This window comes from Aminobacter sp. SR38 (genome assembly GCF_014843375.1).
Taxonomy (GTDB): domain Bacteria; phylum Pseudomonadota; class Alphaproteobacteria; order Rhizobiales; family Rhizobiaceae; genus Aminobacter; species Aminobacter ciceronei.
Window position 1 is genome coordinate 1,956,216 of record NZ_CP062112.1, and the last position, 14,613, is coordinate 1,970,828.

18 protein-coding genes and 1 tRNA gene are annotated in these 14,613 nt (G+C 61.8%); 9 read left to right on the plus strand and 10 right to left on the minus strand.

Annotated features, from left to right (window positions below):
• Positions 1–177 precede the first annotated feature (177 nt).
• Positions 178–351: a hypothetical protein gene (locus tag IG197_RS09505; RefSeq protein WP_192318447.1), complete on the plus strand. Its 174-nt coding sequence runs from the start codon at positions 178–180 to the stop codon at positions 349–351.
• Here the strand turns inward: IG197_RS09505 and IG197_RS09510 are convergent.
• Complete coding sequence (locus IG197_RS09510; protein WP_246765347.1) at positions 348–1,259, minus strand: methyltransferase domain-containing protein; 912 nt, start codon at positions 1,257–1,259, stop codon at positions 348–350. The two genes, IG197_RS09505 and IG197_RS09510, sit on opposite strands and share 4 nt — an antisense overlap.
• Positions 1,260–1,343: 84 nt before the next feature.
• Between IG197_RS09510 and IG197_RS09515 the strand changes: the two genes are divergently transcribed.
• Together IG197_RS09515 and IG197_RS09520 are read left to right on the plus strand one after the other, a co-directional pair.
• Entirely contained in the window at positions 1,344–2,354 is a 1,011-nt protein-coding gene (locus IG197_RS09515) for a ligase-associated DNA damage response exonuclease (protein WP_192318450.1), read from the plus strand.
• Between the two features lie 271 nt (positions 2,355–2,625).
• Positions 2,626–4,224, plus strand: coding sequence for a cisplatin damage response ATP-dependent DNA ligase (locus tag IG197_RS09520; RefSeq protein ID WP_192318452.1), 1,599 nt, complete (start codon positions 2,626–2,628; stop codon positions 4,222–4,224).
• A 55-nt stretch (positions 4,225–4,279) separates the two neighbouring features.
• Here IG197_RS09520 and IG197_RS09525 read toward each other — a convergent pair whose 3' ends face one another.
• Positions 4,280–5,374, minus strand: coding sequence for a hypothetical protein (locus IG197_RS09525; RefSeq protein ID WP_192318454.1), 1,095 nt, complete (start codon positions 5,372–5,374; stop codon positions 4,280–4,282).
• 307 nt (positions 5,375–5,681) lie between these two features.
• Between IG197_RS09525 and IG197_RS09530 the strand changes: the two genes are divergently transcribed.
• The 3 genes from IG197_RS09530 (at position 5,682) to IG197_RS09540 (ending at position 7,397) form a co-directional block, all read left to right on the plus strand.
• Positions 5,682–6,638 (plus strand): nitronate monooxygenase family protein, encoded by a 957-nt coding sequence (locus IG197_RS09530; RefSeq protein ID WP_192318456.1) that lies wholly within the window; start codon positions 5,682–5,684, stop codon positions 6,636–6,638.
• Positions 6,639–6,816: 178 nt separating this feature from the next.
• Positions 6,817–6,892: transfer RNA gene (locus tag IG197_RS09535), tRNA-Thr, on the plus strand.
• 115 nt (positions 6,893–7,007) lie between these two features.
• Positions 7,008–7,397 (plus strand): hypothetical protein, encoded by a 390-nt coding sequence (locus IG197_RS09540; RefSeq protein ID WP_192318458.1) that lies wholly within the window; start codon positions 7,008–7,010, stop codon positions 7,395–7,397.
• A 10-nt stretch (positions 7,398–7,407) separates the two neighbouring features.
• Here the strand turns inward: IG197_RS09540 and IG197_RS09545 are convergent, their stop codons facing one another.
• Both IG197_RS09545 and IG197_RS09550 read right to left on the minus strand, forming a co-directional pair.
• Entirely contained in the window at positions 7,408–7,623 is a 216-nt protein-coding gene (locus IG197_RS09545; RefSeq protein WP_192318459.1) for a hypothetical protein, read from the minus strand.
• On the minus strand, positions 7,620–8,171 hold the full coding sequence (locus tag IG197_RS09550; protein ID WP_192318461.1) for a hypothetical protein: 552 nt from the start codon (positions 8,169–8,171) through the stop codon (positions 7,620–7,622). Before IG197_RS09550 ends, IG197_RS09545 begins: the two co-directional genes overlap by 4 nt.
• Positions 8,172–8,556: 385 nt before the next feature.
• On the opposite strand from IG197_RS09550, the gene IG197_RS09555 reads away from it, so the two are divergent.
• Together IG197_RS09555 and IG197_RS09560 are read left to right on the plus strand one after the other, a co-directional pair.
• Positions 8,557–9,249: an outer membrane protein gene (locus tag IG197_RS09555; protein WP_192318463.1), complete on the plus strand. Its 693-nt coding sequence runs from the start codon at positions 8,557–8,559 to the stop codon at positions 9,247–9,249.
• A gap of 596 nt (positions 9,250–9,845) precedes the next feature.
• On the plus strand, positions 9,846–10,067 hold the full coding sequence (locus IG197_RS09560; protein WP_192318465.1) for a hypothetical protein: 222 nt from the start codon (positions 9,846–9,848) through the stop codon (positions 10,065–10,067).
• Between the two features lie 17 nt (positions 10,068–10,084).
• Here IG197_RS09560 and IG197_RS09565 read toward each other — a convergent pair whose 3' ends face one another.
• Positions 10,085–10,252 (minus strand): hypothetical protein, encoded by a 168-nt coding sequence (locus tag IG197_RS09565; RefSeq protein WP_192318467.1) that lies wholly within the window; start codon positions 10,250–10,252, stop codon positions 10,085–10,087.
• Between the two features lie 547 nt (positions 10,253–10,799).
• On the minus strand, positions 10,800–11,081 hold the full coding sequence (locus IG197_RS09570) for a hypothetical protein (RefSeq protein WP_192318469.1): 282 nt from the start codon (positions 11,079–11,081) through the stop codon (positions 10,800–10,802).
• A gap of 218 nt (positions 11,082–11,299) precedes the next feature.
• On the opposite strand from IG197_RS09570, the gene IG197_RS09575 reads away from it, so the two are divergent.
• Positions 11,300–11,464 (plus strand): DUF1330 domain-containing protein, encoded by a 165-nt coding sequence (locus IG197_RS09575; protein ID WP_246765432.1) that lies wholly within the window; start codon positions 11,300–11,302, stop codon positions 11,462–11,464.
• On the opposite strand, the gene IG197_RS09580 is transcribed toward IG197_RS09575, so the two are convergent.
• The 4 genes from IG197_RS09580 to IG197_RS09595 form a co-directional block, all read right to left on the minus strand.
• Complete coding sequence (locus IG197_RS09580; protein ID WP_192318473.1) at positions 11,428–11,754, minus strand: Arm DNA-binding domain-containing protein; 327 nt, start codon at positions 11,752–11,754, stop codon at positions 11,428–11,430. The genes IG197_RS09575 and IG197_RS09580 overlap by 37 nt on opposite strands.
• A 319-nt stretch (positions 11,755–12,073) precedes the next feature.
• On the minus strand, positions 12,074–13,039 hold the full coding sequence (locus IG197_RS09585) for a polysaccharide pyruvyl transferase family protein (protein WP_192318475.1): 966 nt from the start codon (positions 13,037–13,039) through the stop codon (positions 12,074–12,076).
• A 20-nt stretch (positions 13,040–13,059) separates the two neighbouring features.
• Positions 13,060–13,815, minus strand: coding sequence for a glycosyltransferase (locus IG197_RS09590; protein WP_192318477.1), 756 nt, complete (start codon positions 13,813–13,815; stop codon positions 13,060–13,062).
• A gap of 404 nt (positions 13,816–14,219) precedes the next feature.
• Entirely contained in the window at positions 14,220–14,576 is a 357-nt protein-coding gene (locus IG197_RS09595) for a cupin domain-containing protein (RefSeq protein WP_192318479.1), read from the minus strand.
• Between the last annotated feature and the right edge of the window lie 37 nt (positions 14,577–14,613).

Consider the following 14,613-nt stretch of genomic DNA (forward strand, 5'->3'; position numbering starts at 1 on the left):
TCAGACTGGACGCGCTTCGACGCGGCAGGAATGGCACGGCGCCGAAGCGACTAATCTCCCTCCTTGTGGGGGAGATGGCCGGCAGGCCAGAGGGGGGTGGGAAGGAACGTGACGCAGCAGGCTTGCGTTCCAGGCACCGCCGTATCAGATGGCCTCAAAAACTGAGAGCCTTCGCCCATGACAGACACCGCCTCCCACGAAGCCCGCATCACCGAGCTGGAAAAGCTCGTCCGCGACCTTCAGGCCCAATTGGCGGCCTTGCAGCATCAGGTGGCCCCCACTGCCAAACCGGCTGAAAAGCCGCTGCGCTCGCGCGGCATGCTCGGCAGCCCGAGCAGCAGTCGGCGCTAGACCGCCAGGTCCGTCACCACGATCAGGCCCTCGACCGGCGTGCGGCGGTCCTGGCGTATGACCGCGTGCTCCAGCGACAGCAGGCGTAATCCAGCAGCGGCGATCAGCCCGTGCACATAGGCCTCGGAATGGGCATAGCGCCTGGACTCCTGCAGATCGAACACCCCTTCGCCCGCAAGACGCTCGACCGAAAACGCAAACACACCACCCGGTGCCAGCATCTTCATCACGCTCGCAAACACCCGGTCGAGCGCGCCGAGATACATGAACACGTCGGCCGCGGTGACGAGATCGGCCGTCTGCCCCACCGGCTCCAACGCCTGCAGGTCGGCCTTGATCAGATAGTCGTAGACGCCCTTGTCGCGCGCCTTGCGGAGCATCTCGGCCGAGATGTCGTAGCCGTCGAGGCGCTTCGTCACTGGCCGGAGTTTCACGCCCATCAGCCCGGTGCCGCAGCCGAGATCGACGGCGTGCGCGAATGTGTTGCGCCCGGTCGCGCCGATCGCCGCCGTCAGCAGTTCCGGCACGCGGTAATGCAGCGTCTCGACCAGCGCGTGGTCGAACTTTTCCGCATACTGGTCGAACAGCATTTCGACGAAGGCGCTGGGCGGGCTGTCCTCGGCAGGTGCCGCCCCGATCAGCTGCAGCTTGAGCGCGGCACCGGGTCGATCGGCCGGCTCGAGCTTCAGCGACATGCGCCAGGCCTCGGCGGCGGCCCGCATCTCGCCGGCAGCTTCCTGCATCTCGCCGAGCCGGAACCAGCCCATGGCCCAGCCGGGCGCGCGTTCCAGCGCGCCGAGCATCAGTTCGGCGGCGGCGGCATGGTCGCCTGAGGCGAACAGCATTTCGGCATAGTCCGCCCGCCGGTCGGCAAGCAGGTCGTTGGAGGAGAGCTGCAACGGCGTCAAGCGCGACATCCATGACAAGGAGGGTGGCGCGCATTACTGCCAAACCGGGCTTCCACGCAAGCGGCAAATGCCTATCTTGAGGAGATGCGGCCGAGCGACCTCCTCCATTCCCGTCCCGAAGGGCTCTACTGCCCGCCAGGCGATTTCTACATCGACCCCGTGCGGCCGGTCGACCGCGCGCTCATCACCCACGGCCATTCCGACCATGCCCGCCCTGGCCACGCCAAGGTGCTGGCGACGCGCCAAACGCTCGACATCATGGCGATCCGCTGCGGGCCTGACTTCGCCGGGACCACCCAAGCGATGCCATTGGGCGAGAAGATCCGGCTCGGCGACGTCACCGTGTCATACCACCCCGCAGGCCACGTGCTCGGCTCGGCGCAGATTTCGGTCGAGCGCAACGGCATGCGCATCGTCGCCTCCGGCGACTACAAGCGCGCCAGGGATCCGACCTGCACTGCCTTCGAGGTCGTACCCTGCGACGTGTTCATATCAGAGGCCACCTTCGCCCTGCCCGTCTTCCGCCATCCCGACGCCTCCCAGGAGATCGGCAAGCTGCTGAAATCGACCCGGCAGTTTCCCGAGCGCGCCCATCTCGTCGGCGCCTACGCACTCGGCAAAGCCCAGCGGGTGATGCGATTGCTGCGCGACCAGGGCTACGACAAGCCGATCTACATCCACGGGGCACTGACCAGGCTCAGCGAATACTACCAGAGCCAGGGTGTCGACCTCGGCGACCTCCGACCGGCAACCGTCGAGGATGGTGACAAGGCCGACTTCGCCGGCGCCATCATCGTCGCCCCCTCCGCCACCTTCGCCGACCGCTGGGCGCGGCGCTTCCCCGACCCGCTCGCCGCCTTCGCATCCGGCTGGATGCGCATCCGCCAGCGCGCCAAGCAAGGCGGCGTCGAACTGCCGCTCGTTATCTCCGACCACTCCGACTGGGACGAGCTGACCGCCACCATCACCGAAACCGGCGCCGGCGAGGTCTGGGTTACCCATGGCCGAGAGGAAGCGCTGGTACGCTGGTGCGAGCTCAACGGGATTGCTGCGAGGCCGCTGCACCTGGTGGGTTATGAGGATGAGGGGGATTGAGGATGACCAGCCTCGCGCCCCCTCACACGCCGCCCTCCTCGGTTGTGATAGCCAAGATGGTTCGGTTTGCGGGACAGCACCCCCCTCTGCCCTGCCGGGCATCTCCCCCTCAAGGGGGGAGATTGGCAGCGTCACCGCCTCCGCTCACTCTGCAACCTTGCAGGGCTGGAACCGCCAGCGACGAGACCAATCTCCCCCCTTGTGGGGGAAATGGCCGGAAGGCCAGAGGGGGGTGCGAAGAAACTCGGCCTTCGCGGGGAGCCTTCGCCCCATGAACCGCTTCGCCGAACTCCTCGACCGTCTGGTGCTGACGCCGTCTCGCAACGGCAAGCTGAAGCTCATCACTGACCACTTCCGCGCGGTCGAGGATCCCGATCGCGGGCTGGCCCTTGCCGCCATCACCGGCGAACTCGACATCGCCTCGGTCAAGCCGGCGATGCTGCGCCAGCTCGTTTCCGAGCGCATGGACCCTATCCTGTTCGGCTATTCCTACGACTATGTCGGCGACCTTGCCGAGACGGTGTCACTGGTCTGGCCGGAGGCGCCTGAAAGCCGGCCCAACCACGACATCACACTCGCCGAAGTCGTGCAGAAACTGCAATCCGCCAGCCGTTCCGACGGGCCAGCCGTGCTCGCCCGGCTGCTCGATCAGGCCGAAACCTCCGCCCGCTTCGCGATCATCAAGCTCGTCACCGGTGGCTTGCGCATCGGTGTCTCGGCCCGCCTCGCCAAACAGGCGCTGGCCGATCTCGGTTCCGTCGACGTCGCCGAGATCGAGGAGCTGTGGCACGGACTGACACCACCCTACACCAGCCTGTTCGCTTGGCTGGAAGGCAAGGCGACGAAGCCTGAAAAGGCTGCCCGCGCATTGTTCCGGCCGGTAATGCTGTCCAATCCTGTCGGCGACGGCGACCTCGAAAAACTCGCCCCCACCGACTACGCCGCCGAGTGGAAATGGGACGGCATCCGTGTCCAGGCGGTGTCGGAGGGCGGCATCCGCAGGCTCTATTCGCGCACCGGCGACGATGTCTCCGGCGCCTTCCCCGACCTGGTGGCGGCAATGGAGTTCGACGCGGCACTCGACGGCGAGCTCCTCGTCGGCTCACCCCGCGAGGCGACCGGCACCTTCTCCGACCTGCAGCAGCGGCTGAACCGCAAGACCGTGTCAGCCAAGATGCAGGACCGCTATCCCGCCTTCGTGCGCTGCTACGACCTGCTCCAGCTCGACGGCGAGGATCTGCGCGAGCTGCCCTTCACGACGCGCCGCGCCCGTGTTGAAGCCTTCATCGCCACGCTCGACCCCGACCGCTTCGACCTGTCGCCGCTGGTCGCCTTCGACAGCTGGGATCAATTGGAGGCGATGCGACGAGAACCGCCGCATCCGATCATCGAAGGCGTCATGCTGAAACGGCTGGATTCACCATATCTCGCCGGTCGGCCCAAGGGTCCGTGGTTCAAGTGGAAGCGCGATCCGCACATTGTCGATGCCGTGCTGATGTACGCCCAGCGCGGCCACGGCAAGCGTTCGAGCTTCTATTCCGACTACACATTCGGCGTCTGGTCTGGCGCGGAGGGGGCTGAGGAGCTGGTGCCGGTGGGAAAAGCCTATTTCGGATTTACCGACGAGGAGCTCAAGCAGATCGACAAGTTCGTGCGCGACAACACTGTCGAGCGTTTCGGTCCGGTGCGCTCGGTGCGCGCCGACAGGGCCAACGGCCTGGTGCTGGAGGTCGCCTTCGAGGGCCTCAACCGCTCGACCCGCCACAAATCGGGCGTCGCCATGCGCTTTCCCAGAATCTCCCGGCTGCGCTGGGACAAGCCACCAGCCGAAGCTGACCGCATCGAGACGCTGCAGGCCCTGCTCGACTGAGGCCCGGTTCCGAAAACCTGACGTCGAACGAAATCGTTGCCGCCGCGAGGCCGCACTACTCCGTCACCGACACCCTGATCTCGTAGATGTCGACGGCCTTGCCTTCCTTGGTCAGGTCGGAGTTGATGGCGATGGTGCCGGCAGCACCCGGTTCCTTGTCGGGCACGTCCATCTCGAACAGGTACTCGCCGCGCTGGTAGCCGACGAGGTAGCGCTTGCGGCCGCAGTCGCCGAGCTCGCCAAAATTGCAGTCGACGGCCATCTGCGTTTCCTTGCCGTCCTCGGCGCGCGCAATGATGTCGAACACCGCATGCTTTCCGGCGATCTGTTCGAGCACGCCGCGGCCGACGTCGAAGACGATCGCCGAGCCGGTGTTGCCCGAGCGGATGCGCAGGAAGCTGCCGGTGTCGTCCTTGGCAACCTCGGCCGAGGTACCACCCGGCGCGCTGACATCGGTCGGGTCGGTCGGCGTGAACACGGTGATCCAGTTGCGCGACTGGTCGACCTCGCCGGGCCGCGCCGGCCCGGCATCGGTCGGCGAAAAGTCCTCGCTTTCAAGCTGCTTGGGCGGATTGTGCACCGAGGTGTCGATCTCGGCCGCCGACTTGAACTGGCCGGTCTGGACCGCCCACCAGGCGCCGATGCCGCCCATGGCAAGCAAGGTGACGGCAAGAAACATCGCGGCATAAGGCCGGCGCCGTTCGGCCCGCGCGCTGGCACGGTCGGCGGCGCGCCGTTCCGCGCGGCTGCGCTTCTCCGTGATTGCGATCGGCGGTCCGCCGGGCAACACTGCGTCGGGCATGATGTCGGGCACGACGGGGGTGATACCCGCCGCCGGGGTGCCGATCGAAACCGACGGTGCGCTCGCGGCGCCATTGCCGTCGAGCGAGATATCAGGCGCCGGGGCCGCGCCGGCCTGGCCGAGCGAAACCGCTGGGGCCGCGGGCATGAATTCCGATTCGATCTCGGTGATCTTTGCCTGCAGTGACTTGCGGCGGCCGATCGCCGCCTCCACGGTCATCGCCGGATTGGCCTTGAGCGCGCGGTCGAGCGCACCGAAGGCGGCACGATAGACCTTTTCGCGAAACTCGCGATTCTCGGGATCGCCTTTTTCGAAAGCGTTCCGGATCGCTTTTTCGATCGAATCCAACCGATGTTCCTCGCAACGCGCCAGTGTTGCCAGATGGTTAGCGGCAGAAAAGACATCAATCAACGGCACCGCGAGCGAAATGTCGGCCAAAATGGGTGCAATGGGCGGCAAGGCCGGCAAAACAAGTCGCGCCTCGCAGCGGACGCCGCAAACCGGCGACGGCAAGCCCCGGCGGACTGGTGTCCAGGACTCGTGCCCATACTCGTGCCCATACTCGTGCCCAGACTCGTGCATTGTCGATCGTGCCCGATCTGCTATATGGAGTGACGTTTACGGAAACGTCAATTTCTAGACCCGGGAGAGACGCGTGGCATTGCCTGACATCCTCAAGAAAAACCTGCGTGTTCCCGTCGTCGGCGCGCCTTTGTTCATCATCTCGCATCCGCCACTGGTGCTGGCCCAATGCAAGGCCGGCATCGTCGGCTCGTTTCCGGCGCTCAACGCCCGCCCAGAGGCCCAGCTCGACGAATGGCTGGCGATGGTGACCGAAGATCTCGCCGCCCATGACGCCGCCAGTCCCGACCGTCCGGCAGCCCCCTTCGCCGTCAACCAGATCGTCCACAAGTCCAACAAGCGGCTCGAGCACGATCTGCGCCTGTGCGTGAAGTACAAGGTGCCGGTCGTCATCTCGTCGCTGGGTGCTGTCGAGGAGGTCAACCAGGCGGTACACTCCTATGGCGGCATCGTGCTGCACGACATCATCCATGACCGCCATGCCCGCAAGGCGATCAAGATGGGCGCCGACGGCCTGATTGCGGTCGCGGCCGGTGCCGGCGGCCATGCCGGCACGCTGTCGCCCTTCGCCCTGATCCAGGAAATCCGCCAGTGGTTCGACGGCCCGCTGCTTTTGTCCGGAGCCATCGCCAATGGCGGTGCGGTGCTCGCGGCACAGGCCATGGGCGCTGATCTCGCCTATATCGGCTCGCCCTTCATCGCCACCGAGGAGGCGCGCGCCGGCGACGACTACAAGCAGATGATCGTCGAATCCAAGGCCGCCGACATCGTCTACTCCAATCTGTTCACCGGCATCCACGGCAACTACCTCAAGGGCTCGGTCCGCGCCGCCGGCATGGACCCCGACAACCTCGCTGTCTCAGATCCCTCCAAGATGGATTTCGAGGAAGCCGGCAAGTACAAGGCCTGGAAGGACATCTGGGGCTGCGGCCAGGGTATCGGCGCCGTCGACAAGGTCGTGCCCGTCGCCGAGTTGGTCGAGCGCCTCGCCACCGAATACGCTGCGGCCAAGGCCCGCATCACGGGCTGACAACATCCGTTAACCGTCGGCGCCCGACCTGTTCCGGTGCCGTCCGGCGCGCTGAATATCCGGCAGGCAGCACGTTTGTCCCGCCTGTCGAAAGCCTCAGAAGGCGTCTTGCAATCGCAGCGCTTTGAAGTTATCAGGCACACACCGTCGCGCGGCCGCCAGGCTGCGTTGCCTGGAAGCCGCTTTAGCTCAGTTGGTAGAGCACATCATTCGTAATGATGGGGTCGCGTGTTCGAGTCACGCAAGCGGCACCAAAATCCCAAGCGATATCAGATACTTGCTGGCCGGCAGAAGCCGCGAACAACGCCGTTGTTCCGGTCGCGGAACCATGGCGGAACCAGCCCGCCCGCGAACACACCGCGCCAGCGAATGACGAACAAGCGCCGCCAGCACATCTTTTCGGAGAATTGCACCGGCCACAACGTGGCGCCATGTTGCCTCTGCGGCAGGCAAATCCATCGCTACAACGACCGTTGGGTCGTCGAGCACAAGCGAGCGCTCGCCTTGCTCGGCAAGGACGTCAACACCAACTGCGGCCCGGCACACTACGACTGCGCCCAGGTGAAGACCCACACCGAAGACCTTCCCAGGATCAGGAAGGCGAAGCGCCAGCAGGCCATGCACGAGGGCACCAAAGAGATATCACGACGCTTCAGGCGTCCGGCAGGACTGGTCTACGATTGGCAGAAGTGTCGGTACGTGCATTTCCCGACAACAGAAAATGCCCCGGTGGCTCACCCCCGGGGCATTGGTGCGTGATCGATCAAGGCTACCTTTTTCGTCGTCCGATCCTCTTTGCATTTTCGGCCAGAACGAACGCCATAGAGGCCCTGTCAGCGATTCCGTCTTCAGCCGGATCGGCCTCGCGGTCATGAGGCTCTTCATTCGCTTCTGGCTCAAGATCAGTGTCGCCGTCCAATTCGTCCAGGACCTCGATTAGATGTTCTATAGTCGCCTCAACACGGCGCCGGAAGAACTCGCTCACAGGACGCTCCATTCGACGATGAAGTGCCCATCCAGCTCTTTCACGGCGCGCCATAGGTGACGATTGTGAATACCTCGTGCTGGACTCCAGCCCGCGAAGGCGCCGCCTGACTTGCACATTTCGTCCAGGTCTCTCCGTGACATGTTTAAGGCTGCAGCGCGCTGGAAGATGGCGTCCATTACCAAATGCCCTGTGCTCGCCGGCGGTCGGCGACCATAACGAATATTGGCGTACTGCATACGGTTGCTGACCTGGTTGAGCGTCAGCCCGAGTTCCTTGGCGATCTGTTCGCGAGGAACATTCTCCCGGACGCGTTTTCGAAGCAGCGCATCTTCCGTCGTCGTCCAGAAGTGTATTTGCTTTCTGAGATTATATTTGCTGGCGAAGCTCGCAATCGCATGCTGCGACCGGTGTGGGAGCCGCTTTTTAATTTCATCCATGTTTGGCCAGTGAGAGACGACGACCTCGTGCTCTTTCAAAGTCCAGTCTGAATGTCGACGCACCACCCGGTGATGTCGAACAGGTGAGTGTTCCAGTGCTCCTTGCATCGTGCCGCTCCTCCTCGGGATGCCCGCCGCCGACAGGAGCGTCTGTCATTTACCTTCGCTTGTACTAGCCATATCTCCGGCAATCCGCAGTTTCCACAGAAGTTAAAAGGATTGATGGGGAAGTACATTTATTGATTTTGACGCGGGCAAACGCTCTGGGGGCATCATGACGCCCGAGGCAGCCTCCAAACGCCAGTAGCGATTACCTCTACAGATATACCCGGTGTAGGAAATTGCCCCCTCCTGAGGGGGAGAGGGGGGGCTGAACAAGTTGCAGAATCGCAACTAGAGAGCGCCAACGGTCAGTCGCGGAAGTAGATTGCGTTTGCTAAATTAGTTCCGCTACGTAATGCTTGCGGCAACTCTTAACTGAAGGGGTACCTGGATGAAAAACTTCCTTGTCGCGACTACCTTTCTTTTGGCAATCGCCGGATCTGCTAACGCGGCAGATGTCGTGATCGAAGAGCCTGCTCCTATCGTCCCAGCGGGCTTTGTCTGGACGGGTGGATATGTCGGTATTCAAGCCGGTTGGCAGTGGGGTAGAGACCACACCGAAGAGTTCTTCGGTGGCGTCGCCACTGGTTTCGATGAAGACCTCGACAGCGATGGCTTTATTGGGGGTGTCCACGCCGGTTACAACTGGCAGTCAGGACAGATGGTCTACGGTATCGAGGGCGATTTCGAGTTCGCCGCTGTCGATGGTGGATACCGCCTCGACAACGGCAATGGCACTGATTTCGATATGAACTGGCAGGCGTCCATTCGTGGCCGACTTGGTTTCGTTCCGATGGAGCGTCTGCTGGTCTACGGCACTGTAGGCGCCGCCTTTGCCAACCTCGAATATACCTATGTCAGCGCGGGCACGACGTTTGAATCTTTTGACGAGACGAAAGTCGGTTGGACTGCGGGCGCGGGCATTGAGTATGCCGTCACGGACAACATCACCACACGTCTGGAATATCGGTATACCGACCTCGGGAGCGTTTCCAATTTGTCGACCGTCGCTTTCCCAGGCTTTACCTATGACCACGACCCGCAGTTCCATGCTGTCCGTGTCGGTCTCTCATACAAGTTTTGAAGCGCGACTGATCCGTGCTCTTTGCCCCGGCTTCGGCCGGGGTTTTTTTGTGCTGAGCGCAGCAGGACCATGGCGGGAGCGGTGTAATCCATTGGCGTTTTCGGCAGGCCGTCGGTCCAGAGCTGGACGATCAGCGTGCCAGTGCCCTATCACCGAGGGCAACGGAGCCTTGTGCAACTCGTGACTGGTCTTCCCAAGTTTGGCGCCATTGCACATCGGGAAGACTTGAATGGCGAGCCCACGATCCTCTACAGGGCCGGCGAAGTCCCCGACATGGAGTGATGGCAAACGTTGCCGGCAAGCCCGATCCTCGATGTGCGGGTGGCAGCGCTTACGAATTGGCTAGGTTGCCCTCATCCTTTGGGCTATTGCCCGCAACCCCCGCGCGAGCAACAGTAGGCTTTGCACGGTGAGGTGCGACGTCGATGCAAGGCCTAAATCCAAGAGTTGAGTATTGCGTCGGCTGCCATGCCCACCCCACCACGCAATGCGGGCGGCCCGACTTGGCAACAACCAAGCGGGCCGCTTCCGCAATCCTCACCCCTTGAAATCCGTCCTCGCCTGAATACGATTAGGCATAGCCGGAGGATCTGATCATGGGCGACGCTCAGTACCTCAATCATAAGCTCGAATGCCCTCATTGCGGCACTATTCGCCTACGTATCCCTGAGAATGTAGAGCCGGATACGCCAATCTCGTGTGAGGACTGCGGCCAGCATCTTGGCATTTGGGATGAGCTGCAAACCGACTTCGAGCGCCAGGGTGGCGCGAGCGGAATATTTCGGATCGACAAGGGGCGCATCAGGAAGGTCGGATAGGACCAAGCGTACCGGCGTTAGCGTTTTTTCGCCAGGAACCGGGCTTCCCTTACAAGGGATGACCACTGATATCCGAGATCCGCAACAAGCTTACGAGCTTGTTGTTCAGTGATGCCGGTCTCTTCCATCAAGCGACGAACCAAGAAGTCTCCCATGCTAAGCGGTTCCCTTGGTTCGTCGGTCATTTCGCCTACCTTTTTCACGCAAAGGCCTACCGCTTCCGATTGGTAAGAAGCGGCAGGCCTGCTGCTCAGGAGCGAGCGACGGCGGGGGGTTGTCGGGTCGCTCCGGCATCATAAATTCGGCAATACGGGAATGGTTCCGAGATATGTGAAAGCCTGCCGTGGGTAAAACTCCGGCAGGCTTTCACCTTGAACGTGGCCGAAAGGGACAGGACCACGTCGCCTTGTGCAGGCTTTCTGATAATCCACGATTTGGGCTGAGGTTCCCCAAAAAACCAAAAAGGCCCGCCACCTTTCGGCAGCGGGGTGATTGGGTGGTTAGTCGGCGGTACTGCAAACATGGCCGCTTCAGCCATGGTGCCGCGGCAGCGTTAACGGCCGGTAAACTCAGCCGCGAGTGGCTGCAAAAGGGGTGACTACCTGCCGGTGCGCATCCTCGAGGAAGACGGAGAGACAGACGGGAGCGCGTGACCTAAGTCAAACGTGAACGCTCGGCAACCGAAGTGGCGCCCGGCAATTAAAGGGGCAGGTTACCCTGCCCCCTGAGCGCCTACCTGTTCTTACCGGGCAGATCAGTCGTCGTTGTCGTCGTGCAATTATTGCACGAGGTCTCGCCCTGCTTCAGTTGCCCGTGCGGTCCAGACGTCTCGGTCGTGGTGCTTGTCTGGCCACTGTTGTCGGGATTGGCGCTGTCGTTTGTGTTGCCGCCATTCCCCTGTCCCGATGTGGTGGTGGTCTCGCTGTCAAAACCATTCTTCACCGCAAAAGCAGGGGCGGAAAATGCCGAGACAGCAAGCGCAAGAGCAATCGTGAGCGTGGTAAGCTTTTTCATCTAAGCCTCCGTTGGACGTATGAAACGCCGCATCTTGGGAGGCACGGCCCCTATGCCATATCCAGCTTATGCCCGTCTGGCGGGCATATCAACGAAAACTAATGAATCGAGGCATCGCCCCTTGCTCCTAAGGCGTACAATCAGTTGGCACTCAGCGCTGAAGGAGATACGTCATGGCCGCGTACTTCATCGCCGACGTCGATGTCACGGATTCCGCGATGTTCGAAGAATACAAACGAGAGGTTCCCGCGACGGAACAGCGATACGGTGGCAAATATCTAGGACGGGGAGGCACAGCCACCGTCCTTGAGGGCGACTGGAAACCTCATCGCCTTGGGCTTTCGCGTCATTCAGATATTCGTCGCAGACCTCGGAGAGGATAGCGGTCTTGCGCAGCTGCTTTCTTTTCTGCAGAAGGGTCGCCGCCCATGCTGACCTCTGTCAGGTTCTCGCGGGCAAGCTGCCGGGCCTCGTCAGGGGTGAGCGTCCCAACCCGCCCTAGCGTCATCTTGCGGTGGCGGTTTTCGACGGTACGGTACTTGATGATGGACGACGCCACCCCGGTGGGCATCATGCGGACACCGAAGCCCTTAAGCTCCGTGTCCCAAAGACTTTGCTCGCCAGACTGGTCAGGTTCGAGTGCGTCGACAATGCGCTTGGTGAGCTTCGGCAAAGCGTGACCCCATCAATCCCGGAAGATGTGGTCCAACGGCGGAACCAACTGAAATCAAATTTCCGCCGCTCCCGTCAAGCGCCGGTAAATGAGATAAAGCAGCAATCCATTGATTTATCTCGCTGAATCAAGAATGGGTAAACTTGAGGCGCATCGGGGGAAACACGTCGTGATAAAATTCGTAATGATGGGTCGCGTGTTCGAGTCACGCAAGCGGCACCAGTTTCCCAGGAAAATCAGCTCCTTCAAGATGCCCACGCGGCATCGGAAATCTATGCCCATTTCGGGACTGTCCTTCGCCCCACGAGGTGCAGACGGATCAGTCCGCGATGGCGTCGACGCTTGCCGCGAGAGCATCTTCGACAAGCGTACGGATCCTGGCCTGGGCTCCGACCAGCTGGGCCCGCCAATTGCCGGTGCGCAATTCGTCAAGAGCCGCCCGCACCGTTTCGGCAGACACCTTATCCGCGTGGAACACAAATGGCCAACCGGTCCTGCCGACCACGGCTGAAACCTTAGCTCCACCGGGAACCTGATCGATCGCAATCACCGGCTTTCCTGCGGCGAGCGCCAACAGCGCCCCATGCATGCGGGTCGTCAGCACGATGTCGGATCGTGCGAACCCGGCATGGATCTTCCCAGGACCATTCTCAGGTGATAGCACCGTGTCGATTTCGATCGGGTGTAGCGTCGACCCGCGCACCACATCTTGGAACATCGCCAATGCCTGAGGTGCCATCGCAACTCGCCTGGCGCCATACTCGCCTTGAGGGCCACGCAGGCAAACACCTGCGGTCTCGAGCCGCTCCTTTCCAGTGGGTTCAACGGCCTCCGAAACGGCGAGATCGAAATACGGTGGATCGACGCCATCACGGCCAACAATGTGATGGAAGCGGCGATTCATCCTGGCGTGATTGGGAAGGACGCTGACGCCTGCCGCGATCTTGGTCGCATGCCTGTGGACAGACAAAAGGTCGTTCAGGTCGCGACTGTAGGTGATCGGACCACAGACGAACACGAGCTTTTTCGCAGGCTTGATCGCATAGAGATCATCAACCGGCAGATGGCCCGGAATCTGCAGTTCCGGATGCGAAATGACGGCGTGCTCGACGCCGCCCAGACGCAGCCTCGATGACAGGTTGTCGACCGCCATCAGGTCGCCGATCGTCGGACCGCCCCTGTAGCCGTAGCTTCCCCACCAGAACAGAAGCGTCGGCGGCGTGTCGACGGTGCGCGCAGTCAGATATACACGACGAAAGGAGCTTAGCCGGCTCTTCAGCGACATCAGTGCAGTCTCGAAACGAGCTATTGAGTGACAACGGCGTCCAGAAGGCTGCCGCGTATGATTTCGCGTCCTGATATGACCGACGCGCTCAAATGAACGCCAAGCGTCCGATTGGTTGCTATATCGGGCCAGGACAGCCCGCGATCGAAGAGCAGGTTGGTGTTCTGGTAGCTGACCGGATAGAACACATCGATCGGCTTGGCCGAAGCTGCAATTTCGTGGCGCCGGGTGACGTTGGTCAACAGTTGCGGTCCAATGACACCCCAACGATGGCGGGATACCGGGACAGGCAGGCGCATGGCCTTGCGCAGGCGCAGCAACCGTCTCTTTGTGCTTCGATACCACCATGGAATGAAATGAGGATCGCTGGATGCCGCGATCAGCTCATTGAGCGCCGGATGCTGCGAAGGCAGCCCCAGCACGGCGCCATTGATCGCCTTGTCGGATTCCCAGCCGAAGAGGAATTCCTCCTGCTGGATCGGCCTCAGGCAATAGACATCGCAATCCACGTATATGCCGAGGCCCGCCCGCAGGATGCGGTACCGATAGATATCCGACGCCAAAGCCAGGCTACCGGTCGTCTCATGCGCAACGATTTCCGATCGAGCCATCAACCGTTGGGCGTCGAAAAGTTCGACGCCTTCAGGCACGTCCTCCGGCCGGTCAAACACATGCAGAACGACACGATGCCCATTTCGAAGAAACGACCTCAGACACCCCGCGTGGACCGGCCCCAATCTGTTGCCGATCCACAGCGAATTCACCACTGCCAACATGAATTACCACCCCATACCTGCCCGGGGCCTAAATAAACCAGCTCGGGCAAAGGTCAACCTTCTGCAAGCACAGGTGGTGGCTCGCAGTAGCTGCGGACAAGGTCGACGGTGATGTTGTGGTGGTCGCGCAGCGAGCGATCAGTCCTGGCCGCAAAGCCTGGAAAGGTGCTCATTCTCGGCCGGGGAACGCAACATGCGCGATGCATCTCGCGTTGTTTGATCATTCAAAGCTGCACCAGCCTTTTCCCAAGGAAATTAAGCCAGCAAGGCATCACCGGTGCGCCTGGTTCCGCTCACTGTCGGAACCAGGTCGAATCAATCAGGCGTTCGCCCGCGTGCACGAGCCGGCCGGCAGCCTTCTTCGACAGCCGATGGAGATATCCCCGCCGGTTGCGCGGTGTTTCCTACGATCCCAGCGTAACGACGAAGTGCTTCGTCACCGGCTCGATGATCTTCCAGGTGCCCCTGAAATCCGCTTCCACGACGAACGCGTCGCCCGGCCCAACCTCGACGGGCGTGCCGCCATCCGGCGTGATGATGATGCGACCCGAGATCATGTGGACGAACTCGTAGTCGGTGTAGCTGGCGTGGTAGGTGCCTGGCGTGGCCTGCCACGTTCCCGACAGCACCTTGCCATCCCCGGTCGTATGCTGGACGGCCGTCTTCATCGTCGGCTTTCCGTCGACCACCACCCATCCCGGTAGGTCGTTGGAATCGGCACCTTCCGGCTGGCCAAATTTGAGGATTGTTTTGTTCGCCATGGTATTCTCCTCCCTTAAGACACCCCTGCATAGCCGA